Origin of the sequence: Kitasatospora sp. NPDC101235, from assembly GCF_044767505.1 — a bacterium.
Lineage (GTDB): Bacteria > Actinomycetota > Actinomycetes > Streptomycetales > Streptomycetaceae > Kitasatospora.
Map to the genome: position 1 here is coordinate 108514 of NZ_JBIWNZ010000006.1, position 22882 is coordinate 131395.

Consider the following 22882-nt stretch of genomic DNA (forward strand, 5'->3'; position numbering starts at 1 on the left):
GGCCGCCCGGCCCCCCCCCGGCCCGGCGCCCGCCCCCGCCGGGAGCCCGCCCGCCGGGGCGGCCGGGGGTCGGGCCCGGGCCGGCGCCCCGGCCGGCCGCCCGCCGGGCCCGCAGCCCTGTCCGCACACCACGGCCGGCTCCGCACACCGCAGCCGGCTCAGTGCCCGTTGACGTCCACCACCTCGACGCCGCGGATGTTCCGCTCGATCTCCTCGACCGGCAGCGCGATCGCCAGCGCCCAGTAGTAGACGACCAGCGAGAACGCCACCACGACGGCGATGTCCCACCACAGCGGCAGGTTCCCCCGCGAGCCCGCGCCGAAGGTGCCCTGCCAGGAGATCAGGCCCATGCCGACCAGGTAGACCGGCAGCCACTGCCCGGCCCGGAAGTCCATCCGGGGCGCGTTCGGCATCCCCTTCGAGCGCGCGTACCAGGAGTACCCGCCGAGCAGCAGGTAGCCGATCACGATCGCCAGGCCCAGCCGCCACAGGGTGTCCCAGCCGGACCAGTAGATGACCAGGCTGGCCACCACGAAGGCCAGCGGCGAGACCACCGAGCCGCCGGGCAGGTGGTACGAGCGCTCCATCGCGGGCAGCCGCTTGCGCAGCACCCCGAAGGCCAGCGGGGCGCCCGCGTACATCAGCACCACCGCCGAGGTGATGAACCCGACCAGCCGCTGCCAGCTCGGGAAGGGCAGGAAGCAGATCACCCCGGCCACCCAGGCGATGAGCAGGCCGAGCCAGGGCACCGAGCGCTTGTCGGTGGACTGCAGCACCTGCGGCGCGTAGCCGTTGCGGCTCAGGCCGTAGGTGACCCGGGAGCTGGAGGTGATGTAGACCAGCCCGGTGCCGGCCGGCGAGATGACCGCGTCGATGAACAGCACGGTGGCCAGCCAGCCCAGGCCGATCAGGGTCGCCAGGCCGGCGAACGGCCCGCTGATCCCGGGGTAGTCGAGCGTGCTCCAGCCCTGGGCGAAGGTCTCCGGCGGCAGCGCGCCGATGAACACCACCTGGAGCATCACGTAGACGATCGTGCCGACCACCACCGAGCCGAGCACGGCGCGCGGGATGTCCCGGCGCGGGTTGCGGCTCTCCCCCGCCCACTGGATGGCCTGCTCGAAGCCGAGCAGCGCGAAGATCACCCCGCTGCTGCTGATCGCGGTGAGCACGCCCTTGGCGCCGTCCGGCGCGAAACCGTGCACGGCGAAGTTGGAGCCGTGGAACTCGGTGATGCCGAGCGCGAAGATGGTCAGCACCGGGATGGCGACCTTCCACACGGTGGCCGCGCTGTTGGTGTGGGCGAGCAGCCGCACGCCGAGGAAGTTGACCGCGACGAAGACCCCGAGCAGGACGGCCGCGACGACGAACCCCCAGCCGGTCAGCGTCAGGTTCTTGTTCAGCAGGCCGTCCGCCCAGCTCCAGTGCTGGGCGTAGTTGATCATCGCCTGCACCTCGATCGGCGCGATGGTCGCGGCCTGGAGCCAGGTGAACCAGCCGAAGGACATCCCGGCGAACCCGCCGAAGGCGTAGTGCGGGTAGCGGGCCGTACCGCCCGCCACCGGGAACAGGCCGCCCAGCTCGGCGTGCACCAGCGCCAGCAGGATGATCGCCACCGCACCGATGCCCCAGGACAGCAGTGCCGACGGCCCGGCCGCCACCGCCGCCTTCTGCGCCCCGAACAGCCAGCCGGAGCCGATGATCGCCCCGACCGAGGCCCAGAGCAGTCCGATGACGCCGACCTCGCGCCGCAGCCCGGTGTGCCCCGCGCCGGGCGGAGTGGAGGAGGAATGGGCCATGGCCGATCGCCTCTCGAAGCAGGAGAAATTCCTCCGACAGTGCCGCAGCCATGCCGTCTCCCCACCCCGAAACGCCCCGTGCCCCGCTCCCCTCACTCGAACAGCCTGCCGGGGGTCGGTTACCGCGACCGCCTGCCGGCACAGTTCCCGCAGCGTTCACCCGCCCGGCACGTGGAACTCACCGGGGGCAGGCAGGCTCCCGACCAGGGCGTGAAGTTGGCTATACAACTTCAGCCAATACGACAGCCGTAGTGCCGCCGAGGAGAAGACCGATGACCGAGCTGCCGCCGTACTGGCTGCGCGACAACTGCCCGTGCGCCGAGTGCCGGGACCCGCGCAACGGGCAGAAGCTGTTCCAGATCGACGACCTGCCGCAGGACCTGGCCGTCGTCGGGAGCGAGGAGGCCGACGGGCACCTGGAGGTGCTCTGGTCGGACGGGCACCGCTCCCGTTACCCGCTGGAGTGGCTCGACCGGGCGGACGAGGGCGACGGACGGACCGAGCACGGCAAGCGGCTCTGGACGGCGGCGGACTTCGCCCCCGGCATCCCGGAAGCGGGCTGGGAGGCGTACCTGACCGACCCGGCCGAGCAGGCCGCGGTGCTGGCCGCCGTACGGCGCAGCGGCTTCGCCCTGCTGCGCGGGGTGCCGGCCGTGGAGCGGCAGGTGCTGCGGGTCGCCGAGAGCTTCGGGTACGTGCGGGTCACCAACTACGGGGAGCTGTTCGACGTCCGGGTCGAGCCGGACCCGAACAACCTCGCCTTCACCAGCGTCGCCATCGCCCCGCACACCGACAACCCGTACCGGGACCCGGTGCCGACCCTCCAGCTGCTGCACTGCCTGGAGAACTCGGCGACCGGCGGCGACTCCGGGCTGGTGGACGGGTTCACGGCCGCGGCGGTCCTCCGGGAGGAGGCGCCGGCCGAGTTCGAGGTCCTCACCCGCACGCCCGTCCCGTTCGTCTTCCGCGACCGTCGCACCGAGCTGCGCGCCGACCGCCCGCTGATCGACGTGGACCCGCAGGGAAGGATCCGGGAGGTCAGGTTCAACAACCGCTCGATCGGCACCCTGCGCGGGCACGGGCCGGACGACCTGGACGCCTTCTACGCCGCCTACCGCCGGTTCGCCGCGATCACCCTGCGCCCCGAGCTCCGGCTCACCTTCCGCCTCGGCCCCGGCGACTGCCTGATCTTCGACAACACCCGCCTGCTGCACGCCCGGACGGCGTTCCGGCAGGACGGCCACCGGCACCTCCAGGGCTGCTACGCCGACCTCGACGCACTGCACAGCACTCTCGCCGTGCTGCACCGCCGCGCCGCCGCGCTGGACACGATCGCCGCCCTGTTCGCGGGCGAGGGCGCCGGGGAGTACCTGGGCGAGGAGGTCACCATGGCGGAGCACATGCTCCAGGCGGCCGCTGCCGCCGAGGCCGCCGGGGCGCCGGAGCACCTGGTCGCCGCCGCCCTGCTGCACGACGCCGGCCACTTCTTCGACGAGCACGGCCGGGGCACCCTGCACGGACGGGATCTGATGGAGGGTCAGGACAACCGCCACAGCCACACGGGCGCCGACTGGCTGGCCCGCTGGTTCGGCCCGGAGGTCACCGAGCCGGTCCGGCTGCACGTGGCCGCCAAGCGCTACCTGTGCGCGGTCGAGCCCGGGTACCGGGAGCGGCTCTCCGCGGCCTCGGAGTACACGCTGGGCGTCCAGGGCGGCCCGATGGACGAACACCAGGCCGCCGCCTTCGCCGAACTCCCGGGCGCCCAGGACGCGGTGGCGGTGCGGCGCTGGGACGAGCAGGCGAAGGTGGCCGGCGCCCCGACGCCGGACTTCGAGCACTACCGCCCGCTGCTCGCCGCGCTCATGCGGTGAGGACTCCCGGCGGGCGGGCTCAGTCCAGCTCCCGGGCGTGCCGCGAAAGCGCCGAGGTGGCCAGGGAGTTGTGCACGCTGAACGCCACCGTCCCGGGCAGGTAGCGGTCCTGGGACCACTCCACCGGCGTGCCCGTCGGGTCGGTCGTGCGCCGCCGCTCGCGCAGCAGCGGACCGCCCCGACGGCAGCCGAGCAGCCGGGCGTCCTCGGCGTTGGCCGCGACGATGTCGATCGTGTGGTCGGCGTCGGTGAACAGGATGCCGTGCTCGCGCAGCACTTCGGTGTGCGAGACCACGTCCGGCGGCAGCTCGACGACGATCTCGCCGACCCGTGGCGGGTAGACGGTGCGCTCGACCATCACCGGCGTGCCGGACAGCGTCCGCAGCCGGACCGTCACGTACACCTCGGCGCCCGGCTCCAGGCGCAGCTGCTCGCGCTCGGCGGCGTCGGCCGGGCGGCGCACCAGCGAGTCCAGGATGCCGCCGGGCTCCTCGCCCATCGAGTACGCCCAGTGCGTGAAGCTGAGCAGTTCGGAGAAGCTCTGCACCCGGGCGCCGCCGAGCACCACCCGGCGGGTGCCGCGGCGGGAGGTGACCAGTCCGTCGGAGCGCAGCACGGCGAGCGCCTGGCGGACGGTGCCGCGGGAGACGCCGTACTGCTCGGCCAGCGCGCCCTCGGCGGGCAGCCGGCCGGCCTCGCCGTACGCGCCGGTGGTGATCGCCTCGCGCAGGTCGGCGGCCACCTTCCGGTACAGCGCGCCGGAGCGCTCGGCAGGGTGGTCCCCGGCTGCCGGGCGCCCCTCGGCCTCGGGGCGCTGGGGCTCAGTTGCCACGTCAGTCAATGTCCCTCCTGAGGGTGTCCTGCGCAGCCGTACCGGCGCGGACAGCCCGACCTTATCCCGCTGCGCCTTCGAAGCATCGCACCGAACGGATCACGCTCCGATGGCCGGATTCCACCGTTCCCGCAGCCGACCCCGGTTCTGGGCCGTCCGTTCACCTTCCTGTCACCGGGCTCCGGCGTACTTACTGCCGTCAGCGAAGTTGGCTAGTCAACTCGGACGACGTCGATCGATCGCTCACCCGGCCGGTCCGCCGCCCTTCGCGAGACGCAAGCCCGCGGAACCCCCGCGAACGCCCCTCGCAGTACGCCCCCTTAACAGGAGACTTCCCCGTGACCGTGCACCGCGCCCGCGCCGCCGCCTTCGCGGCCGTACTGACCGCCGCCGCGCTCTCCCTCACCGCCTGCGGCTCCGCCGGTTCGGGCACCAAGTCCGGCGACACCGCCACGGGCGGCGCCAAGGACGCCAAGACGGCCACCTCGGCCGCCGACTTCGGCGGCATGGACGGCCTGGTCGCCGCCGCCAAGAAGGAGGGCAAGCTGCACGTCATCACGCTGCCCCGGGACTGGGCGAACTACGGCAAGATCATCGACGGCTTCAAGGCCAAGTACGGCATCGAGGTCGAGGAGGAGAACCCGGACGGCTCCAGCCAGGACGAGATCAACGCGATCAACTCCCGCAAGGGCCAGGACCGCGCCCCCGACGTGGTCGACCTGGGCAGCGCCTTCGCCCTCCAGGCGGTCAAGGACGGCATCCTCGCCCCCTACAAGGTGGCCACCTTCGACAAGGTGCCGGACACCATGAAGGACGCGAACGGCGCCGCCGTCAACGACTACGGCGGCTACGTCTCGATCGGCTGCGACGCCAAGAAGATCGCCAACTGCCCGAAGACCTTCGCCGACCTGCTCAAGCCGGAGTACAAGGGCCAGGTCGCCCTCAACGGCAACCCGACCAAGTCCGGCTCCGCCTTCGGCGGTGTCTACGCGGCCGCGCTCGCCAACGGCGGCTCGCTGGACAACATCCAGCCCGGCATCGACTTCTTCGGCAAGCTGAAGCAGTCCGGCAACTTCAACCCGGTCGAGTCGACCCCGGCCACCGTCGAGAAGGGCGAGACCCCGATCTCGATCGACTGGTCGTACCTGAACGCCGGCTACACCGACGAGTTCAAGGACAAGGGCGTCGACTGGAAGGTCTCCATCCCCTCCGACGGCTCCTACGCCCAGTTCTACAACCAGGCCGTCAACAAGTGGGCCCCGCACCCGGCGGCCGCCCGCCTGTGGCAGGAGTACCTGTTCAGCGCCGAGGGCCAGAACCTCTTCCTCGGCGGCTACGCCACCCCGGCCACCTTCGAGGCCCTGAAGAAGGACGGCAGCCTGGACGCCGCCGCGGCCGCCAAGCTGCCGGCCGTCGAGAAGCCGTTCACCACCTTCCCGACCGTCGACCAGATCAACGCGGCCAAGAAGGTCGTCACCGAGAACTGGACCAAGGCCATCGCGGGCTGACACCCGCGCCGCGCACCGTACTTCGGGCTGAGAAAAGGCACTCATGACCACGGCTCCCACCCCGGTGCCGACCACCCCCGCCGCCACCTCCCCCGGTGGCGGCGCGGGGGCGTCCGCCACCGCCACGACCTCCCCCACCGCCCCCGCTCCCACCCCGCGGCGCCGGCCGCTCGCCCGCCTCGGCGGCGCGTCCTGGCTGGCCACCGTGCCGCTGCTGCTGTTCTTCCTGATCGGCTTCGGACTGCCCACCGTCGCCATCGTGATCGGCGCGTTCACCACCTCCAGCGACGCGGAGACCGGCGCCGGGCAGTTCACCTTCGACAACCTGACGGCCTCCGTCCAGGGCGGCTACCAGACGGCCATGCTGAGCAGCCTCAAGCTCTCCGCGCTGACCGCGCTGCTCGCCACCGTGCTCGGCCTGCCGCTCGCCCAGGCCGTCGTCACCTCCCGGCACGGCTGGCTGCGCCAGGCGGTGCTCACCGCCTCCGGCGTGCTCGCCAACTTCGGCGGTCTGCCGCTCGCCTTCGCGTTCGTCGCCACCCTCGGCAACGCCGGCGAGATCACCAAGCTGCTGCACCTCACCGACCACGGCTGGTCGCTGTACTCCTTCACCGGCCTGACCATCGTGTACCTGTACTTCCTCATCCCGCTGATGGTGCTCACCATCACCCCGGCCCTGGACGGCCTGCGGACCCAGTGGCGCGAGGCGGCCCAGAACAACCGCGCCACCACCGTCCAGTACTGGCGCCACGTCGCCCTGCCGATCCTGCTGCCCTCCCTGCTCGGCGGCTTCGTGCTGCTCTTCGGCAGCGCCTTCGCCGCCTACGCGACGGCCGCCGCCATGGTCGGCGCGACCGTCCCGCTGGTCAGCCGCTCGATCGCGGACGCGCTCTCCGGCAACGTGCTGGTCGGCCAGGGCAACCTCGCCCTCGCCCTCAGCCTCAACATGATCATCGTGGCCGTCCTGGTGATGGCCGTGTACCTCCCCCTCCAGCGCCGGAGCGCCCGATGGCTCAGCTGACCACCCCCGCCCGCCCCGGCCGACACACCGTGCGCTGGTGGCGCGGCGCCGTGCTGCTGCTCGCCGGTGTCTACTTCGTCGTCCCGCTCGCGGCCTCCTTCTGGTTCTCGGTCGACGACCCCAAGGGCATCTCCTTCGCGGCCTACACCGGGCTGCTCTCCGCCCCGGGCTTCCTGGACAGCCTCTGGCTGACCCTCGGCCTCGCCGTCGTCACCGTCGTGGTGCTGCTGCTCCTGCTCGTCCCGGCGCTGATCGCCGTCCGGCTCGGCTCGCCGAAGCTGCGCCCGGTCATCGACGTGCTCTGCACCCTGCCGCTGGTCGTCCCGCCGGTCGCCCTGACCGCCGGCCTCATCGGCGTGCTCCGCTGGGGCCCGGACTACCTGATGGACACCCCGTTCTTCCAGACCTTCGTGTTCATCCAGGACCCCGACTTCCCGCTGGTGCTGGTCATCGCGTACGTGCTGATGGCCCTGCCGCTCGCCTACCGCGCCCTGGACGCCGGCCTGCGCTCGATGGACGTGCGCACCCTGGTCGAGGCCGCCCGCAACTGCGGCGCGAGCTGGCCGCGCGCGGTGTTCACCGTCGTCCTGCCCAACCTGCGCGGGGCCCTGCTGAACGCCTCCTTCCTCACCCTGGCCCTGGTGCTCGGCGAGTTCACCTCCGCCTCGATCCTCGGTTTCCAGCCCTTCCCGGTCTGGATCTACTCGGTCGGCAACAGCCAGGCCCACATGTCGGTCGCGGTCTCCATCCTGAGCCTGCTGCTCACCTGGCTGCTGCTGCTCCTGCTGGCCACCGCCGGGCGCGAGCGCCGCGCCAAGACCGCCGCCTCCTGAACCCCCCGGAGTCACCAGTCATGACCACGCCCACCGCCATCGCCAACGGCATCTCGCTCTCCCCCGGCAGCGCCACCGTCGAGTTCCGCTCCCTGCGCCGCACGTTCGGCGCCACCACCGCGCTCGACGGCCTGGACCTGACCGTCCACCCGGGCGAGCTGCTCGCCCTGCTCGGCCCGTCCGGCTGTGGCAAGACCACCGCCCTGCGCATCCTGGCCGGCTTCGAGCAGCACGACTCCGGCGAGGTGCTGGTCGACGGCCAGGACATCACCAGGATCCCCGCGCACAAGCGCGACGCGGGCATGGTGTTCCAGTCCTACAGCCTCTTCCCGCACCTGACCGCGCTGGACAACGTCGCCTTCGGGCTGCGGATGCGCGGCACCGGCAAGGCCGAGCGTCGCAAGCGGGCCCAGGAGCTGCTGGAGCTGGTCGGCCTGCCGCACCGCGCCGAGCACTACCCGCACCAGATGTCCGGCGGCCAGCAGCAGCGCATCGCGCTCGCCCGCGCGCTCGCCCTCCAGCCGCGCGTCCTGCTGCTGGACGAGCCGCTGTCCGCGCTGGACGCCAAGGTCCGCCTCCAGCTGCGCGAGGAGATCCGCCGCCTCCAGCAGGAGCTGGGCATCACCACCCTGTTCGTCACCCACGACCAGGAGGAGGCGCTGTCGATGGCCGACCGGGTCGCGGTGCTGCGTGCCGGAAGGCTGGAGCAGTGCGCCGTCCCGTCCGAGCTGTACGGCCGGCCGGCCACCGCATTCGTCGCCGAGTTCGTCGGCACCATGAGCCGCATCCCGTGCACCCGCACCTCGGACGGCGTCGAGGTGCTCGGCCGCCGGCACGCGGTGGACGGCGCGATCCCGGCCGACGGCGAGCTCCAGGTGCTGGTCCGCCCGGAGAACGTCACCCTGACCCCGGACGAGAACGGCCCCGCACTGGTGGTCACCGCCTCCTTCCTGGGCGCCGTCACCCGGCTCACCGCCCGCCTGGACGACGGCACCGAGGTCAAGGTCGACCTGCCGACCGAGGCCGCCGCCGCGCTGCCGGCCGGCGCGCGGGCCGCACTCACCCTGCCGGAGCGTCCGGTACTGGTGGACCGCCGCGCCGCCTGAGAGCCTCATACCTCCCCGATCCGACCGAAGAACCACCGAAGGTACCGCCATGCCTGACACCGCCATGCCCGACAGCACCCTGCCCGACTCCGGGCCCGTACTCCCCGCCGCCGTCCTGTTCGACATGGACGGCACCCTGGTCGACACCGAGCAGCTGTGGTGGCAGACCGCCGCCGAACTCGCCGAGGAGCTGCACCGGCCGCTCACCGACCTGGACGCCCCCGAGGTGCTCGGCCAGGCCGTCGAGCACACCGCCGCCCACCTGCACAAGGTCAGCGGCACCGCCCTCAGCGAGGCCGAACTCGCCGCCCGGCTGGGCGAGTCCTTCGCCGGGAAGGTCGCCGCCGAGACGGTGCCGCGTCCCGGCGCGCTCGCCCTGCTCGCCTCGCTGCGCGACGCAAGGGTGCCCACCGCGCTGGTCTCCGCCTCCCCGCGCCTGGTGGTCGACCTGGTGCTGTCCGCCATCGGCCGGGACTGGTTCGCCGTCACCCTGGCCGCCGAGGACACCGAGCGCACCAAGCCCGCGCCCGACCCGTACCTCGCCGCCGCCGAGCGGCTCGGCCTGGACCCGGCCGCCTGCCTCGCCGTCGAGGACACCCCGACCGGGGTCACCTCCGCCACCGCGGCCGGCTGCGCCGTGCTCGCCGTGCCGTCCACCGCGGTGCCGATGCCGCGGGGCGAGCGGATCACCCTGCTCGCCAGCCTGGAGCAGGCCGATCTCGCCCTGCTCGGGAAGCTCGCCGGCGCGGGCGCGGTTCGACCCTGACATGCCCTATCTCCTGCTCACCCTTGCCATCGTCAGCGAGGTCTGCGCCACCAGCTGCCTCAAGCTCACCGAGGGGTTCACCCGGCTCTGGCCGAGCCTCGGCGTCGGCCTCGGCTACGTGCTCTCCTTCCTGCTGCTCGGCCGCGCGCTCAAGCACATACCGGTCTCCGTCGCCTACGCGGTCTGGTCCGGGGCCGGCACCGCGGCGGTCGCCGGGATCGGCGTGGTCGCCTTCGGCGAGTCGCTCGGGCGGCTGCAGTGGCTGGGGATAGCGCTGGTGATCGTCGGGGTGGTCGTGCTCAACCTCAAGGGCGGCCACTCCTGACGACGCGTCAACTCTGATCTCGCTGGTCAACTCGCCTGTCGGGGGGGGGGGGGGGGGGGGGGGGGCGGGCCCCCCCCCGCGGGGGGCGGGGGGCTCACCCACCCCCCGGCCCCCCCCCGGCGCCCCCCGCCCCCCCCGCGCGGGGGGCGCCCCCCGGGGGGGGGGGGGGGGCCCGGGGGCGCCCCCCCCCCCCCCCCCCGACGGCTTCGCTACGGTGTCCCCCATGACGGACCCCCGGCCCCACCACTACCGCTTCGTCCACCGCGAGCTCGCCCGCCAGGTACTGGAGTTCGGCCCGCGCGTGGCCACCCCGACCCCGGACGGCGGCAGTCTGCTGCCCGTCGTCACCCAGATCTGGGACGACCTCGGCAGCACCCTTCCGCCCGAGGACCGCCTGCCCAGCCACGGCCTCGACTGCCGCCACCTGTCGGTCGACGGCCACCACATGCTGCTGGTCACCCTGCCCACCCCGGCCGGCGCCACCGAGGCCCACTTCGTCGCCGCCGTTCAGCCCCAGGGCGCCAGGGCCGTCCGCTACGTGACCCTGGAACACGCGTTCAGCCCCTTCGACGGCAGCCCCGGCACCGTCCTCGGCGAGTGGACCGCCGAGAGCCACCTCAACCACGGCCCGGGCCCTTCACCCGTCGCCGAACTGTTCGTCACGGCCGTGGTGCAGCTCGTCACCCCGAAGAAGCGCGGCTTCTGGCGCCGCTGAGGCCCGATCGCACGCGCACACCCCAGGGTTGGGCCGCCGGCGTCAAGAAGGCGTCGACGGCCCGTAAAGGTCCCGTGACGACCGCGCCCTCTCCCGGTACGGGCGATCACCGGCAGCGCCGGCTGGGACTATGCTCGCCCGGTCCGACAATCGACGCATCGGGGGGCGAAAGTGTCCGACTTCAAAGTCAGTACCGAATTCCTCGCCAAGTTGGCCCAGGACCTCAAAGCCTGTGGCGACGAACTCGACCAGGGGCTCAAGGCCTTCGAAGCGGCCGGCCACACCGGCACCGGCTACGACTTCCTGGACGAGGCCTGCGGGCACTTCAAGGACAAGTGGCAGTTCGGCCTGAAGAAGGTCCGCGAGTGCGTCAAGGCCCTGGACGAGGGCCTTGAGCAGGTGCAGAAGAACTACGACGGCACCGAGCAGAGCATCGTCAAGGTCCTCGCCCCGGCGGGGCAGTCGTGAGCGCCCCCACGCCGGCGGCGCCCGACTGGTCCGGCCTCGGCTTCAACCCCACCCCCGGCGACTCCGCCGCCGTCACCGCGCTCAGCAACAGCCTGCGCCGGGTGGGCCAGCACCTGAGCGGAGTTCACACCACGCTCTCCCAGATCTCCAACAACGAAGGCCAGTGGACGGGCGAGGCGGCCAAGCAGTTCGCCAAGCAGTTCGGCAAGCTGCCCGGCTACCTCCAGGACGCCGCCGACTCGATCACCGCGGCCTACACGGCGCTCGACGTCTGGTACAAGGCGCTGACCGAACACCAGCCCAAGGCCGCCGAGTTGGCCGCCTCCGCGGTCGCCGCCAAGAAGAAGAAGGACGAGGCCGACCAGGCCCACAGAGCCGCGGCCGCCGCCCCCGACCTCGAACTGGCCGGCCGCCACTTCTCCGACGACGCGAGCCTCGCCGCCGCTGAACAGCGCTACAACACGGCGAAGAGCCACCTGGACTCGGCCGCCAACCTGCTCACCAGCGCCTCGAACGAGCTGGCCGGCCTTCAGAAGCAGGCCCACGAACTCGCCGGGACCCACAAGTCGGACGCACAGAAGACGGCCGAGGCCATCCGCAAGGCCGCCGACAGCAAGGCCCCGCCGGAGCCGGGCCTGCTCAGCAAGATCGGCGACTGGTTCAGCAAGCACGGCGCGGACCTGCTGACGGTGGCCTCGGGCATCTGCGGTGTCGCGGCCATCTTCTGCCCGGCGTTCGCCCTGCCCGCCATCCTGCTGAGCGTCGGCGCGGCGGGCCTGCACGCAAAGCAGTACGGCATCAAGGGACTGATGCCGACCAGCTGGGACAATCTCGGTAATGACCTCACCCTGGCCGGCGACATCCTCGGGGCGCTCCCCGGAGGCGCCCTCGTCAAGGGCGGGATCACCGCGTTCAGGGGTGCCCGCGCCGCCGAAGGCGGGGTCAAGGCTGTGAGCGCCACAGCCAAGGAGGTCCGCACCGCCGCCAGGGCGATCGACCCGGCCAACCCGATCTTCACCGCGATCGAGAAGCCCGCCATGAAGCTCGGGCTCTCCAAGGCCGCCGCGATGAACGTCTCCGACGGTGCGCAGGCGGCGAGCGGCCTCGCGCTGACGGCCCCCACCGCCGCCGGCCTCTTCACCGACAACCCGAGCCCGGGGCTGGGCGCCGCGATCAACTACACCACGGGCGGCGGAACCGCGCTCAACGGTGCCGGAGGCGCCATTGGCGGCAGCGGCAAGGGCCGGATCCTGCCCGCACTGCTCGGCGGCGGCAGTGCGATCGTCACCGGCGTCTGGGGAGTGGGCCATGACTGACACGATCGCCCCGTCGTTCTGGCTCTCACTGCCCGAGGGGTTCACCGGCATCGACCTGTCCGAGGACCCCGGCGACCGCATGAGCCGGATCGTGGACGGACTCGACGCGCTCACCGATGCGGGTCCGGAGCAGAAGCTCGGCATCGCCGTCTCCGCCGAGCTCGCCCTCCAGGCGCAGCTGCGCGAGGGCGCGGTCCACGTCTCCAACTGCCTGGTGGAAACCGAGGAAGGCGCGATCCTCCAGGGCATGTTCAGCCTGTTCCTGCGCGAGCAGGAGCAGGGTGCCCCGGGTACCTACCCCCAGCGCGTCGCGGAAGAGCTCGCGACCGCCTGGCCGGACGCCGACGTCGCCGTCCTCGACTTCCCGCTCGGCCGAGCCGCCGTGACCGTCCGCGACCTGGCCGTTCCCGTGTCCGGGGCGGTCTACGGCCTGCCGGGATCGGGCATCGCGACCGTCCGCCAGCTGGAGGCCCTGTTCGCGCACCCGTGGAGCCCCCACGTGCTCGCCGTCGTCTTCACCACTCAGCACCTGGACTACTGGGACGGCTGGTCGGTCCTGGTGGGCGCCGCCATCAGCGGGATCTCCTTCTACCCTCCGCTCGACGAAGCACGGAGCGCCCTGCCGCCGGAGCGGCGGGACAACATCCGGAAAGCCTTCGGGTGACCAGCACCGGCGAGTCCGCCCGGCCCCGGACGGAGCCCCGCCGGGGCTCCGTCCCGCTGACGACCGCCCTCGCGCTCGTCGCACCGCTGGCGGTCGTCGGCCTCACCGCCGCCTACGGGGCCTACGGCTGGCCCGCCGGCCTGGCCGTCGTGGTGGCAGCCACCGCCGTCCTGTCGCCCGGCCTCGGCCGCCTGGCCGGCGGCGGGCGCGGCTGCGTCGCGATCCTGATCGTCCCGTTCCTCCTGCTCGTCGCGGCGTCGGCGACCAAGAACGTACGCGACGACCTGGTACTGAACGCCGGATCCACGGTGACCGCCCACGTCGTCGACAAGGAGCGCCCCGCCGGATCGCGCGATCAGTCCTGGGACTACGCCCTGGCGGCACCCGACGGCACCCCCGTCCCGGGCGGCCGGCTCAACCAGCGCAAACCGGAACTGCGGATCGGCGACGAGGTCACCGTCCGCTACGCCCCCGACGGGACCGCCCGCCCCGAGCGACCCGAACGGATCGACCTGGGCACCGACCTCGTCTGGGCCGCCACCGTCCTGCTCGGCACCGTCCTCGCGGTGGTCGCGGTCGGCATCCACGCCCGACCCACCAGTCCCCTGCAGGGCCGCCTCACCGCCCTCGCCCGGGCCACTCGCACCCGTGCCACCGAGCTCGGCGCCACCCGCGCCGCCCTCGTCTGGGGCGCCCTGTCCGCCGTCTGGCTCGCGTTCTTTCTGCTCGCCCGGCACACCGTCGGCGGCCCGCTCACCTCGGCGCTCCTCCTCCTCCACTTCCTCGCCCTCTTCACCTGCGCCTGGCCGATCCTCGAGAAGCCCACGGCCGGGCCCGCCGCCGCCCTCCTCACCACCGGAACCGCCTTCCTCCTCCTGGCGCTGTTCCTCTGACTGGCGGCCGACACCCGTCGGCAAGGTGAGCCAGAGACCCGAAAGGCCTTCGGATGACCATCACCCAGTCCGACCAGGGCACGCGGAGCGGGCTCCGCCGGCTCCGCGGAGCCCTCGCCCTCATCGCCGTCACCACCACGGTGCTCGTCGGCGTCATCGCACTGGACGTCTACGTCAACTCGTTCCTCGCCGGCATCGTGGGGCTCGCCTACCCCCTGATCGTGCTGTACGCGTTCGCCGTACGCCGCGACGCCGACAGCAACCCCCGGTTCCAGAAGAACATGGCCGCCTGGGGGCTGGGCATCTCCGCCGCCGGATTCGTCGCCTATCTGGCGGGTTCCGACGCCTGGGCGAACCTGATCCTGAGCACGGGGCGGACGGTGCAGGCCGTGGTCGTCGACGAGGAGGTCACCAACGTGCTCCACGACTCCGGGCGGGCGTACACCCTGACCTCGACGGGGTCGGCCGACGCGGTGCCGGGCGGCCCCCTCAAGGAGGACTCCCGCCGGCTCCAGCGCGGCGACGTGGTCACCGTCCGGATGGACCCGGCCGGACGGGTCGCCCCCAAGCTGCCCGGCGAGGCCGACTCCCCCGCGAGTCTGCTGCTGTTCCTCGGCTGCAACGTCCTGATCGACGGCACCGTGCTCTGGTCCGTGCGCAGGCCCGGACCGTCGCCCGCCTGAGTCGGGCGGGCGCCTTGCGACGCCCGCCCGACGCGGTCCGCCCGATCAGCCCAGCAGGGCGGGCAGTTCGGCGATCGACCCGAGCACGTGGGTCGCGCCGTCGGCCCGCAGGCGGGCCTCGTCGTGGGCGCCGGTGAGGACGCCGGCGACGACCGAGGCGCCGGCCCGGGTGCCGGTCAGCATGTCGTAGCCGGTGTCGCCGGCGACGGCGACCCGGCGGACCGATTCGGTGCCGGTGCGCAGCAGGGCGGTGAGTGCGAGGTCGGGGTACGGGCGGCCGCGGCCGGCCTCGGCGGGGCAGAGGGTCAGGTCGGCGATGGACTGCCAGCCGAGGGCGTCCAGGATGCGGTCCTGGGTGGCCCGGGAGAAGCCGGTGGTGAGGACCACCTTGCGGCCCTGGCCGCGCAGTTCGGCGATGGCCTCGGCGGCGCCGGGCAGCGCGGCGCAGTGACCGGCGTCGACCAGGTCATGGTAGGCGGCCTCGAAGGCGGTGTTGGCCCGCTGGGCCTTCTCCTCCTCGCCGAACAGGTGGCGGAAGACGGAGATCTTGGACTCGCCCATGGTGGCCCGGACGTGGGCCAGCATCGGGTCGAACTCCGGGCTGCCGGCCTCGACGCCGAGCGCCGCGGCGGCCGCGGTGAAGGCCTGCTCGACGAGGCCGTCGTCGGCGACTGTGGTGCCGGCCATGTCGAGCACGACCAGGTGGATGTCGGTGGTCACAACAACGTTCCTTACAGGTTGGCGAGTTCGGCGGTGGTCTCGGCGATGGCGGGCGAGCAGGTCATGCCGCGCCCGCCCGGGCCGGTGACCAGCCAGACGCCGTCGCGCACGCGCTCGCGGTGGACGACCCGGGCGGAGTCGACGCACTGGGCGTACACCCCGGCCCAGCGGCGGCGGATCCGCGGCATCGGGCGGCCGAGCAGTTCCTCGACGACGCCCACCAGGTGGTCGTACGGGTCCTCGACGACGTCGAAGCCGAACGGCTGGTCGTACTCGTGGGTGTCGCCGATGGTCAGGCCGCCGTCGCGGCGCTGGACCATCAGCAGCTGCATCTTGTGCTCGGCGGCGACCGGCGGCTGCGGCTGGGTCTCGCGCAGCCGGTCCAGGGCGGTGCCGGTGAAGGCGGGGTAGTAGCGGAAGCTGTCGCCGTCGGCGACGGAGGTGGTCAGGGTCTCGCCGAGCGGGTCGGTCTGCATCATCTGGAGGCGGACCCGGCGGACGGGCAGGGCGGGGGCGAGTTCGCGGACCAGGCCGCCGAGCCAGGCGCCGGTGCAGAGGATCACCAGGTCGCCGGTGTGGACGTCGCCGTGGTCGTCGCGGACGGCGTTCTCGCCGACCACCTCGCGCACCTCGCGCCCGGGCAGGAAGGTGTACCGGCCGGTGGACTCCAGGTACCCGCGCAGCGCGCGCTGGGCGGTGCGGGGCTCGACGGCGGCGTCGCGCTCGCACCACAGGGCGCCGAGCAGCTTGCCGCGCAGGGCCGGGTTGACGGCGCGGGTCTCGTCCGGGTCGAGCAGCCGGTAGCCGCGGGCGGCGGCGTCCGGCAGGGTCAGGGCCTGCTCGGCGACGGCGAGTTCGGCCTCGGTGCGGATGGCGGTGAGCGATCCGTTGGCCCGGAAGCCGAGGTCCGGGACGCGGGCGCCGATGGCCTCCCACAGTTCGCGGGCGCGCAGCGCGGTGTCCAGTTCCTCGCCCTGCGCCCGGCCGCTGACCCAGACCAGGCCGAAGTTGCGCACCGAGGCGCCGCGCGCCTCGGCCTCGCGCTCCAGGTGGACGACCTCGTGGCCGCGCTCGACGGCCTGCCAGGCGTGCATGGTGCCCAGCACGCCTGCTCCTACGACGATGACTCTCATGCGGCCAGGCTGATGCGTCCAGGTGTCCGAGGGGCGTCGCACTGCGGTCCCGCAGATGAACCACCCGAAAAGTTGTACAGACAACCTGTCGGTCATCGCGACCGACTACGACCGCACCACCCGCGCCCGCAGGTAGTTGCGCCGGCCGAAGTTCGGCTCGTCCACCGCCGTCAGCCCCTCCACCTGGAACCGGTACAGCGCCGCCGCCCCGCCCCCGGTGAGGAACTGCCGCCGGACCTCCTCGTCCTGCGCGAAGGCCGGGTAGCGCCCCTGGTAGGCGGCCAGCGCCGCCTCGGCCTGCCGCCCCCAGGCCTCGCTCGCACTGCCGGTCAACTGGAGGCCGCGCAGCTGTTCGCCGAAGACCGGCGGCGGCAGGAAGACCGTGGCGGCGGCCCGTGCCTCCTCGGCCAGGTGGTGGCTGTGCCGGGTGGATCGCTCGCTGACGAAGTAGAGGACGAGGTCGTCGTCGTACGCGAAGAAGGCCAGATTGGCGTGCGGGCCGTGCTTGTGGCCCGCGGTGGCGAGGGTGAGCACCATGGCCTCGGCCAGCAGCCCCTCGACGCCCTTGTGCAGCAGGTCGCCCGGCCAGTCCCCCTGCGTGATGTCGAGTCGGTACGGCATTCGGCACTCCCTTCGCCGGCACGCCCGGCGCCCGCGCGCCCGAGCACGACTGAGCCGGGCGGGCGCCCCCCCTGGGGAGGCCCCACGCCCGGCTCACATGCTCCACCCGCCGTCCGAAACCGGACAAGGGGGCAGGCGGACCAACAGCATGACGACGGCGGAGGTCAGTGCCGCCGCGCGGAGTACGACGGGTACCCGTGGCTGACCACCGGCAGCTCGCCGGGCCCGAGCAGCGGCCGCAGCGCGCTCGCCCGCATCCGGTCCACCAGCGGCCCGCAGCGCCCGGCGAGCGGCGCCAGCACCACCGCGACCAGCAGCCCGACCAGCGCACCCGCCGCCACGTCGTGCGGGTAGTGCACGCCGACCCAGACCCGGGAGGCGGCCATCAGCACCGCGAACAGGCCGGCCACCCAGCCGAGCCGCCGGTTGACGAACCAGAGCGAGGCCGCGGCGGCGAAGGCGATCACCGAGTGGTTGCTCGGGAAGGACCAGTCCCCCGCGGCCGGGCAGGTCTCCAGCGCGACGCTGCCGGGGATCTGCGCGCAGGGCCGCAGTTCCTCGACCCCGCCCTTGAGCACCGAGTTGATGCCGTACGCGAGGACCACGATCACCGGCGAGGCCAGCACCCTGGCCATCACCGCCGAGTCCGCGCCGCGCGCCCGCCACCACGCGTAGACCATGAAGACCGCGAACAGTCCGAGGCCGAGCGCCGACCAGACCTTGATCAGCTCGTCCAGCCAGTGCGGGGCCGACTGGGCCCAGCCGTTGACCCGGGTGTACAGGCCACCGTCGATGCCGCTGCCGTCGTACACGGCGAGCGCCCGGGAAGGCATCACGCGTCACCTCCGTGACGTCGCGCCTGACGGGCGCGGAACAGTTCGAGAACAATGGGGAGCACGGAGATAACTACTACCAGACCGATGATCGGCAGCAGATATCCGTCGATTCCGGGAATGGACGAGCCGAGCCCGTACCCGGCGAACACCACGCCGACCGTCCAGACCGCGCCGCCGGCCACCTGCCAGAGGGTGAACGAGCGGACCGGCACTTCGAGTACGCCGCAGAGCGGATTGAGCACCGTACGGACCACCGGGATGAACCGGGCGAGCACGATCGCCTTGCCGTGGCCGTACTTGGCCAGCAGCTCCTCGGCCCGCGCCACACCGTCCAGCAGGCTCCTGCGCCGACTGCGCCGCAGCAGCGCCCGGCCGCCGCGCCGGCCGATCAGGTAGCCGACCTGGGCTCCGACGAGCGCACCGGCCAGGGCGGCGGGCAGCACCTGCCACAGCTGCAGCTGCGGCCCCTGGGTGGCGCCGGGCACGCAGAGCAGTCCGGCGGTGAACAGCAGCGAGTCGCCGGGCAGGAAGAAGCCCACCAGCAAGCCGGTCTCGGCGAACAGCACCACGGCGATGCCGAGCGCGCCGAAGGCGGCGAGCAGCGAAGATGCGTCCAGCGGGTTCACCGCGAGGTGAACGGCCGGATCGGCGAGGAACTGGAGCAAGGCCGACGGACCTCCCGTACGTTGGGGGGGCGGTTCGCACGGGAACCCGCCCGGACCGTCTACAGTTCCGTAGACGGTCTACATGACTGTAGACGAAAGTTGGAGGAAGCGCCGCCATGCCCGACGTACCGTCCGCCCGCCGGCCCGCCGGGGAGCTGGAGGCCGAGGTGCTGGCCGCCCTCTGGTCCGCCCGACAGCCGATGACGCCGCAGGACGTCCAGGCCGCGCTCGGCGGGGACCTCGCCCGCACCACCGTCGCGACGATCCTGGCCCGGCTGTTCGACAAGGGGACGGTCGTGCGCACCCGGGCCGGCCGGGCCTACGCCTACACCCCGACCGTCCAGGACACCGCGGGGCTCGCCGCCCGCCGGATGCACACCGAGCTCGGCCGCGAGGCCGACCGCTCCACCGTGCTGGCCCGCTTCGTCTCCGACCTCTCCGCCGAGGACGAGCGGCTGCTGCGCGAGCTGCTCGGCGACGGCGCCCCGGAGGCGGACGCCGTGCGGCCGGACACTGCGGGGCCGGACGCGCCGGGAGCGGCCGGCCGATGATGCTCGCCGTCTGGGTCCCGCTGCTGCTGCCCTTCCTGGCCGCCCCGCTGGCCCGCCGCCTCGCCGAGGCGCTGCCGCCCCGGGCCGCCGCCTGGATGCTGGCCGGCAGCGCCGCCGTCCTGGCCGGCGGCACCCTCTGCTCGCTCGGCCTGCTGGCCACCGACGGGCTGCTCCAGCTCCCGCCGGTCGCGGCCCTCGGCCACCTCTCGCTGCCGTGGCTCACCGCGGCCGCGCCCGACGCTCCGTTCGCGGCCGCGCTGGCCGCCCTGGCGCTCCTCGCGCTCGGTGCGCTGGCGGTGCGCACCGCCCGCCGACGGCTCCGGGAGCTGCGCACCGCCCGGGCCGCGCTCCCGGCCCACGGGCACCCCGCGGCGCCCTGCGGCGAGCTCCGTACGGAGCCGTTCGTCGGCCACCCCGCGGACCACGCCGACGGTCACCGGCCGGGCCGCACCCCCTCCCCTGCCCAGCATTCGGACATGCGCCCCCCGGGCGCCTCCGTGCGCCGGTCACGCACCCCGGCGCGGCTGACCGCCCTGCTCCGGCGCACCGCGCTGCTCCGGTCCGCCGACCACCCGCTCACCGTCCTGGACGACGAGTGCGCCGACGCCTTCGCCCTGCCCGGGCGCCTGGGCCGCCCCGGCAGGCCGGGCGAACCCGGCCGGATCGTGGTCACCTCCGGCATGCTGCGTGCCCTGACCGCCCCCGAGCGCTCCGCCCTGCTCGCGCACGAACGGGCCCATCTGACCGCCCGCCACCACCTCTTCCTCTCCCTCGCCGAGCACGCCGCCGGCGTCCACCCGGCGCTGCGCCCACTGCGAGCGCCCCTCGGGTACCACCTGGAGCGCTGGGCCGACGAGGTGGCGGCGGCCCGGGTCGGCGACCGTGCCGTGACCGCCCGCGCGGTCGGCCGGGCCGCCCTGGCCGCGAGCCGTTCCCCCTGGCCGGCCCGCCCCCGGCTGGTCCCCGCCGCCCACTCCGGCCCGGTCCCGCGCCGCGTCGCCGCACTGCTCCAGCCCCGCCCGGCCACCGCCCCCGGCACCTGGCGTCGGGCCGCCGCCGTGGCCCTGGCCGCCTGCCTGGCGCTGAGCACCGCCGCCAGCCTGCAGGCCACCGCCGACCTGCACCACACCGTGGAGGCGGCCCAGCAGGGCTCCGGCGCCCAGCGCTGACCCCGCCCGGATGCGGGCCCGCCCTCGAACGCCCACCGGGCGTCCCGGGGCCGGGCCCGCATCCGTACCGTCCGGTATGCCGACTTGCCGGACCCCATCCCCAGCGGCCCACCGCACCCGTACGCTTTCGTCAGCGCGTCGACCCCGACGCGTCCTCGAACGGCGGCGAGGAGCAACGCGAGTGCGGCAGACCGGACGGCAGTCCCGACGACCAGAGCGCCGCACCCCGCCGACCGCGGCGGAACTGGCCAAGGTCCACGACCGCACCCTCGCCGACGCCGCCGCCCGGGAACTGACCGCTCCCGCCCTCACCGAGCAGGCCGGCGGCCCCGGCCTGCTCGAACCCCGCCCCGAGATCGGCGACTCCTGGGCCCGGCTGCGCCGCCTCGGCCTCGACCCCGACACCGGCGCCGCCGCCGTCCTGCTGGGCCCCGGCGAAATCGAACAGCGCCGACGCACCAGCGGGCTCGACACCGTCCTGCCGGTGCTGCGCGAAACCCTGCTGGAGGTGGGCGGCGCGGCCCCGCTGCTGCTGGCCGTCGCCGACGCCGAGGGCCACGTGCTCTGGCAGGAGGGCGAGCGCGGCCTGCGCCGCAGCGCCGACCGGATCGGCTTCATCACCGGCGCCCGCTGGATCGAGGAGAGTGTCGGCACCAACGGCATCGCGGTCGCCCTGCGCACCCGGCGCCCGATGCACGTCCACTCCGCCGAGCACTACCTGCGCAGCCACCACTCCTGGACCTGTGTGGCCGCGCCGGTGCGCGACCCCGGCACCGGGCAGCTGGTCGGTGCCGTCAACCTGAGCGGCCCGGCGCACAGTGTCCGCCCGTACCTGCTCCAGCTCACCGCCACCGCCGCGCGGCTCGCCGAGACCGAGCTGCGCGCCCACCGGCTGGAGGCGCTGCACCAGCTGCGCACCCTGGCCGCCCCGCTGCTCGCCCGGGTCGGCGGCCCGGCGCTGGTGGTGGACGCGGCCGGCTGGACCGCCGCCGCGGCCGGGCTGCCGCCGCCCAGCCGGCTGCAGGTGCCCAGCGAGGGCTGGGCCCCGGCCACCGTGCACTGGGTGCCGGGCCTCGGCGAGTGCGCGCTGGAGCCGCTCGCCGACGGCTGGCTGGTGCGCCCCGTCCGGCCGACCGAGGAGGACGGCTCCGGCACGGTGACCGCCGAACAGGCCGAGGGCGCCCACCTCCGGCTCGACCTGCGCCGCCCGGACCGCGCCGAGCTGTCCGTCCGGGGCGCCGCCGGCAGCTGGTCGCACCCGCTCAGCCCGCGCCACGCCGAACTGCTGCTCCTGCTCGCCACCGGACGCGAGGGCAGCACCGCCGCCCAACTCGCCGAGGCGCTGTTCGGTGACGCGGGCCGGACGGTGACGGTCCGCGCCGAGCTGTCCCGGCTGCGCCGCTACCTGGGCGGGCTGCTGGCCCACCGGCCCTACCGGATCGCCGAGTCGGTACTGGTCACCGTGGACGGGCCGGACGACCCGTACGACCTGCTGCCCGCCTCCTCGGCCCCGGCCGTCCGGCGACTGCGGGCCGCGCTGGCCGCGGGGACGGCCCGGCTGCCCGGCGCGCCGTCACTCCCACCGCCGTGCGCCGCCGCGCCGCCGGAGCGTCGCTGACGACCCGTCCTCAGCCGTCCGCGAGCAGTGCGGCCAGCTCGGCGTCGGTGGGGCCGCAGCAGCGCTCCTGGTGCTCGGAGACCAGTGCGTAGGTGCGGTCCAGCCAGGCCTGCACCCGGGGCCTGGAGGCTTCCAGCAGTGCGCTGCCGTGCGGGGATTCGAGCGCCAGGTGCACCGTCGCGCCGTGGCACGGGCAGTACGCCGGCCACAGCTTGACGTCGCCCTGGCCGCTCAGCGTGCGCAGGCCGTCGCGCAGCAGTTCGCGCGAGAACACCCAGTCGGCCTCGTCCGGCCGCCCCAGGTGGAAGGTCAGCAGCACCTCGTACGGGCGCGCGGCGTCGAACCGGAGCCTGGTGCGCACCTCGCCGACCACGTCCTCGCCCAGCGAGATCCGCAGGATCAGCACCTCCTCCTCCACCGCCGCCGGAGCGGCGGTGGAGCCGTCCCCATCGCCGCCCGTGGGGGTGGCGGCGAGGGGTGCACTGGAGGCTGCGGACAGCGGGTCGAGCGGCATGACGGTCTCTCCGGGACGGCGTGGGATGCCCTCAGCCTGCGTCACGCCCGGCGCGGCGGGCAAGGGTTGCAAGGGGGTTGCAATAACCCCCGTCCGGGGCAACCGACCCTTACCGCGCTTGTCGGACTGAACGTCAACTTCCGCATATCGAACGGTTGTCCGCGAAACGGATGCCAAGGGATCACGATGCGGTCGCCCGCTGGTACGCTCTCCCCCTCCCCGCGCGGGCCCGCGCGGAACCGGCCCTCGTCGGCCGGA

At 73.7% G+C, this 22882-nt stretch carries 24 protein-coding genes; 16 read left to right on the forward strand and 8 right to left on the reverse strand.

The window, feature by feature from the left end; translation table 11 throughout:
* Window positions 1–158 precede the first annotated feature (158 nt).
* A complete protein-coding gene (locus ACIRRH_RS12560; protein WP_403065781.1) occupies window positions 159–1796 on the reverse strand; it encodes an APC family permease in 1638 nt (545 codons plus the stop codon).
* A gap of 272 nt (window positions 1797–2068) precedes the next feature.
* Here ACIRRH_RS12560 and ACIRRH_RS12565 point away from each other — a divergent pair, with 272 nt between their 5' ends.
* The gene (locus ACIRRH_RS12565) at window positions 2069–3667 is read left to right on the forward strand and encodes a phosphonate degradation HD-domain oxygenase (RefSeq protein WP_403065784.1); all 1599 of its coding nucleotides are present in this window, start codon (window positions 2069–2071) and stop codon (window positions 3665–3667) included.
* A gap of 19 nt (window positions 3668–3686) precedes the next feature.
* Here ACIRRH_RS12565 and ACIRRH_RS12570 read toward each other — a convergent pair whose 3' ends face one another.
* Window positions 3687–4499 (reverse strand): GntR family transcriptional regulator, encoded by an 813-nt coding sequence (locus tag ACIRRH_RS12570; protein WP_403065787.1) that lies wholly within the window; start codon window positions 4497–4499, stop codon window positions 3687–3689.
* A 338-nt stretch (window positions 4500–4837) separates the two neighbouring features.
* On the opposite strand from ACIRRH_RS12570, the gene ACIRRH_RS12575 reads away from it, so the two are divergent.
* The 12 genes from ACIRRH_RS12575 (at window position 4838) to ACIRRH_RS12630 (ending at window position 14797) form a co-directional block, all read left to right on the forward strand.
* Window positions 4838–6007, forward strand: a complete 1170-nt coding sequence (locus tag ACIRRH_RS12575; protein ID WP_403065790.1) for an ABC transporter substrate-binding protein — start codon at window positions 4838–4840, stop codon at window positions 6005–6007.
* A gap of 43 nt (window positions 6008–6050) precedes the next feature.
* Window positions 6051–7028 (forward strand): ABC transporter permease, encoded by a 978-nt coding sequence (locus tag ACIRRH_RS12580; RefSeq protein WP_403065793.1) that lies wholly within the window; start codon window positions 6051–6053, stop codon window positions 7026–7028.
* Window positions 7016–7861, forward strand: coding sequence for an ABC transporter permease (locus ACIRRH_RS12585; protein ID WP_403065796.1), 846 nt, complete (start codon window positions 7016–7018; stop codon window positions 7859–7861). Before ACIRRH_RS12580 ends, ACIRRH_RS12585 begins: the two co-directional genes overlap by 13 nt.
* 20 nt (window positions 7862–7881) lie before the next feature.
* Window positions 7882–8967 carry an ABC transporter ATP-binding protein gene (locus ACIRRH_RS12590; protein ID WP_403065799.1) on the forward strand — a complete coding sequence of 362 codons (1086 nt, stop codon included), beginning with the start codon at window positions 7882–7884 and terminating at the stop codon, window positions 8965–8967.
* Between the two features lie 49 nt (window positions 8968–9016).
* Window positions 9017–9733, forward strand: coding sequence for an HAD family hydrolase (locus tag ACIRRH_RS12595; protein WP_403065802.1), 717 nt, complete (start codon window positions 9017–9019; stop codon window positions 9731–9733).
* 1 nt (window position 9734) lies between these two features.
* Complete coding sequence (locus tag ACIRRH_RS12600; RefSeq protein WP_224281290.1) at window positions 9735–10058, forward strand: multidrug efflux SMR transporter; 324 nt, start codon at window positions 9735–9737, stop codon at window positions 10056–10058.
* A gap of 223 nt (window positions 10059–10281) precedes the next feature.
* The gene (locus ACIRRH_RS12605; RefSeq protein WP_403065805.1) at window positions 10282–10773 is read left to right on the forward strand and encodes a hypothetical protein; all 492 of its coding nucleotides are present in this window, start codon (window positions 10282–10284) and stop codon (window positions 10771–10773) included.
* A 171-nt stretch (window positions 10774–10944) separates the two neighbouring features.
* On the forward strand, window positions 10945–11241 hold the full coding sequence (locus ACIRRH_RS12610) for a hypothetical protein (RefSeq protein WP_403065808.1): 297 nt from the start codon (window positions 10945–10947) through the stop codon (window positions 11239–11241).
* Window positions 11238–12557: a putative T7SS-secreted protein gene (locus ACIRRH_RS12615; RefSeq protein WP_403065811.1), complete on the forward strand. Its 1320-nt coding sequence runs from the start codon at window positions 11238–11240 to the stop codon at window positions 12555–12557. The genes ACIRRH_RS12610 and ACIRRH_RS12615 overlap by 4 nt, the downstream gene beginning before the upstream one ends.
* On the forward strand, window positions 12550–13221 hold the full coding sequence (locus ACIRRH_RS12620) for a hypothetical protein (RefSeq protein ID WP_403065813.1): 672 nt from the start codon (window positions 12550–12552) through the stop codon (window positions 13219–13221). Before ACIRRH_RS12615 ends, ACIRRH_RS12620 begins: the two co-directional genes overlap by 8 nt.
* On the forward strand, window positions 13218–14114 hold the full coding sequence (locus ACIRRH_RS12625) for a hypothetical protein (RefSeq protein WP_403065815.1): 897 nt from the start codon (window positions 13218–13220) through the stop codon (window positions 14112–14114). The genes ACIRRH_RS12620 and ACIRRH_RS12625 overlap by 4 nt, the downstream gene beginning before the upstream one ends.
* A 53-nt stretch (window positions 14115–14167) precedes the next feature.
* A complete protein-coding gene (locus tag ACIRRH_RS12630) occupies window positions 14168–14797 on the forward strand; it encodes a hypothetical protein (RefSeq protein ID WP_403065817.1) in 630 nt (209 codons plus the stop codon).
* Between the two features lie 45 nt (window positions 14798–14842).
* On the opposite strand, the gene ACIRRH_RS12635 is transcribed toward ACIRRH_RS12630, so the two are convergent.
* From ACIRRH_RS12635 to ACIRRH_RS12655, 5 genes are all read right to left on the reverse strand, one after another.
* A complete protein-coding gene (locus ACIRRH_RS12635; RefSeq protein WP_403065820.1) occupies window positions 14843–15517 on the reverse strand; it encodes a phosphonatase-like hydrolase in 675 nt (224 codons plus the stop codon).
* Window positions 15518–15528: 11 nt separating this feature from the next.
* A complete protein-coding gene (locus ACIRRH_RS12640; RefSeq protein ID WP_403065823.1) occupies window positions 15529–16650 on the reverse strand; it encodes a TIGR03364 family FAD-dependent oxidoreductase in 1122 nt (373 codons plus the stop codon).
* Between the two features lie 105 nt (window positions 16651–16755).
* Complete coding sequence (locus tag ACIRRH_RS12645; RefSeq protein WP_403065826.1) at window positions 16756–17271, reverse strand: pyridoxamine 5'-phosphate oxidase family protein; 516 nt, start codon at window positions 17269–17271, stop codon at window positions 16756–16758.
* A 164-nt stretch (window positions 17272–17435) separates the two neighbouring features.
* Complete coding sequence (locus ACIRRH_RS12650; protein ID WP_403065829.1) at window positions 17436–18104, reverse strand: phosphatase PAP2 family protein; 669 nt, start codon at window positions 18102–18104, stop codon at window positions 17436–17438.
* Complete coding sequence (locus ACIRRH_RS12655; RefSeq protein WP_403065832.1) at window positions 18104–18772, reverse strand: DedA family protein; 669 nt, start codon at window positions 18770–18772, stop codon at window positions 18104–18106. The genes ACIRRH_RS12650 and ACIRRH_RS12655 overlap by 1 nt, the downstream gene beginning before the upstream one ends.
* 116 nt (window positions 18773–18888) lie before the next feature.
* On the opposite strand from ACIRRH_RS12655, the gene ACIRRH_RS12660 reads away from it, so the two are divergent.
* The 3 genes from ACIRRH_RS12660 (at window position 18889) to ACIRRH_RS12670 (ending at window position 22110) form a co-directional block, all read left to right on the forward strand.
* On the forward strand, window positions 18889–19323 hold the full coding sequence (locus tag ACIRRH_RS12660) for a BlaI/MecI/CopY family transcriptional regulator (protein WP_224281278.1): 435 nt from the start codon (window positions 18889–18891) through the stop codon (window positions 19321–19323).
* On the forward strand, window positions 19320–20492 hold the full coding sequence (locus ACIRRH_RS12665; protein ID WP_403065836.1) for a M48 family metalloprotease: 1173 nt from the start codon (window positions 19320–19322) through the stop codon (window positions 20490–20492). Before ACIRRH_RS12660 ends, ACIRRH_RS12665 begins: the two co-directional genes overlap by 4 nt.
* A 181-nt stretch (window positions 20493–20673) precedes the next feature.
* On the forward strand, window positions 20674–22110 hold the full coding sequence (locus tag ACIRRH_RS12670; protein WP_403065839.1) for a GAF domain-containing protein: 1437 nt from the start codon (window positions 20674–20676) through the stop codon (window positions 22108–22110).
* Window positions 22111–22120: 10 nt separating this feature from the next.
* Here the strand turns inward: ACIRRH_RS12670 and ACIRRH_RS12675 are convergent, their stop codons facing one another.
* Complete coding sequence (locus ACIRRH_RS12675; protein ID WP_403065842.1) at window positions 22121–22624, reverse strand: SsgA family sporulation/cell division regulator; 504 nt, start codon at window positions 22622–22624, stop codon at window positions 22121–22123.
* Window positions 22625–22882 lie beyond the last annotated feature (258 nt).

Bases quoted from the DNA above. Each gene is read 5' to 3' on its own strand.
- ACIRRH_RS12590 (WP_403065799.1), top strand. From the start codon at position 7,882: ATGACCACGCCCACCGCCATCGCCAACGGCATCTCGCTCTCCCCCGGC.
- ACIRRH_RS12650 (WP_403065829.1), bottom strand. From the start codon at position 18,104: ATGCCTTCCCGGGCGCTCGCCGTGTACGACGGCAGCGGCATCGACGGT.
- ACIRRH_RS12645 (WP_403065826.1), bottom strand. From the start codon at position 17,271: ATGCCGTACCGACTCGACATCACGCAGGGGGACTGGCCGGGCGACCTG.
- ACIRRH_RS12585 (WP_403065796.1), top strand. From the start codon at position 7,016: ATGGCTCAGCTGACCACCCCCGCCCGCCCCGGCCGACACACCGTGCGC.
- ACIRRH_RS12675 (WP_403065842.1), bottom strand. From the start codon at position 22,624: ATGCCGCTCGACCCGCTGTCCGCAGCCTCCAGTGCACCCCTCGCCGCC.
- ACIRRH_RS12560 (WP_403065781.1), bottom strand. From the start codon at position 1,796: ATGGCCCATTCCTCCTCCACTCCGCCCGGCGCGGGGCACACCGGGCTG.
- ACIRRH_RS12630 (WP_403065817.1), top strand. From the start codon at position 14,168: ATGACCATCACCCAGTCCGACCAGGGCACGCGGAGCGGGCTCCGCCGG.
- ACIRRH_RS12665 (WP_403065836.1), top strand. From the start codon at position 19,320: ATGATGCTCGCCGTCTGGGTCCCGCTGCTGCTGCCCTTCCTGGCCGCC.
- ACIRRH_RS12660 (WP_224281278.1), top strand. From the start codon at position 18,889: ATGCCCGACGTACCGTCCGCCCGCCGGCCCGCCGGGGAGCTGGAGGCC.
- ACIRRH_RS12565 (WP_403065784.1), top strand. From the start codon at position 2,069: ATGACCGAGCTGCCGCCGTACTGGCTGCGCGACAACTGCCCGTGCGCC.
- ACIRRH_RS12640 (WP_403065823.1), bottom strand. From the start codon at position 16,650: ATGAGAGTCATCGTCGTAGGAGCAGGCGTGCTGGGCACCATGCACGCC.
- ACIRRH_RS12620 (WP_403065813.1), top strand. From the start codon at position 12,550: ATGACTGACACGATCGCCCCGTCGTTCTGGCTCTCACTGCCCGAGGGG.
- ACIRRH_RS12595 (WP_403065802.1), top strand. From the start codon at position 9,017: ATGCCTGACACCGCCATGCCCGACAGCACCCTGCCCGACTCCGGGCCC.
- ACIRRH_RS12605 (WP_403065805.1), top strand. From the start codon at position 10,282: ATGACGGACCCCCGGCCCCACCACTACCGCTTCGTCCACCGCGAGCTC.
- ACIRRH_RS12600 (WP_224281290.1), top strand. From the start codon at position 9,735: ATGCCCTATCTCCTGCTCACCCTTGCCATCGTCAGCGAGGTCTGCGCC.
- ACIRRH_RS12580 (WP_403065793.1), top strand. From the start codon at position 6,051: ATGACCACGGCTCCCACCCCGGTGCCGACCACCCCCGCCGCCACCTCC.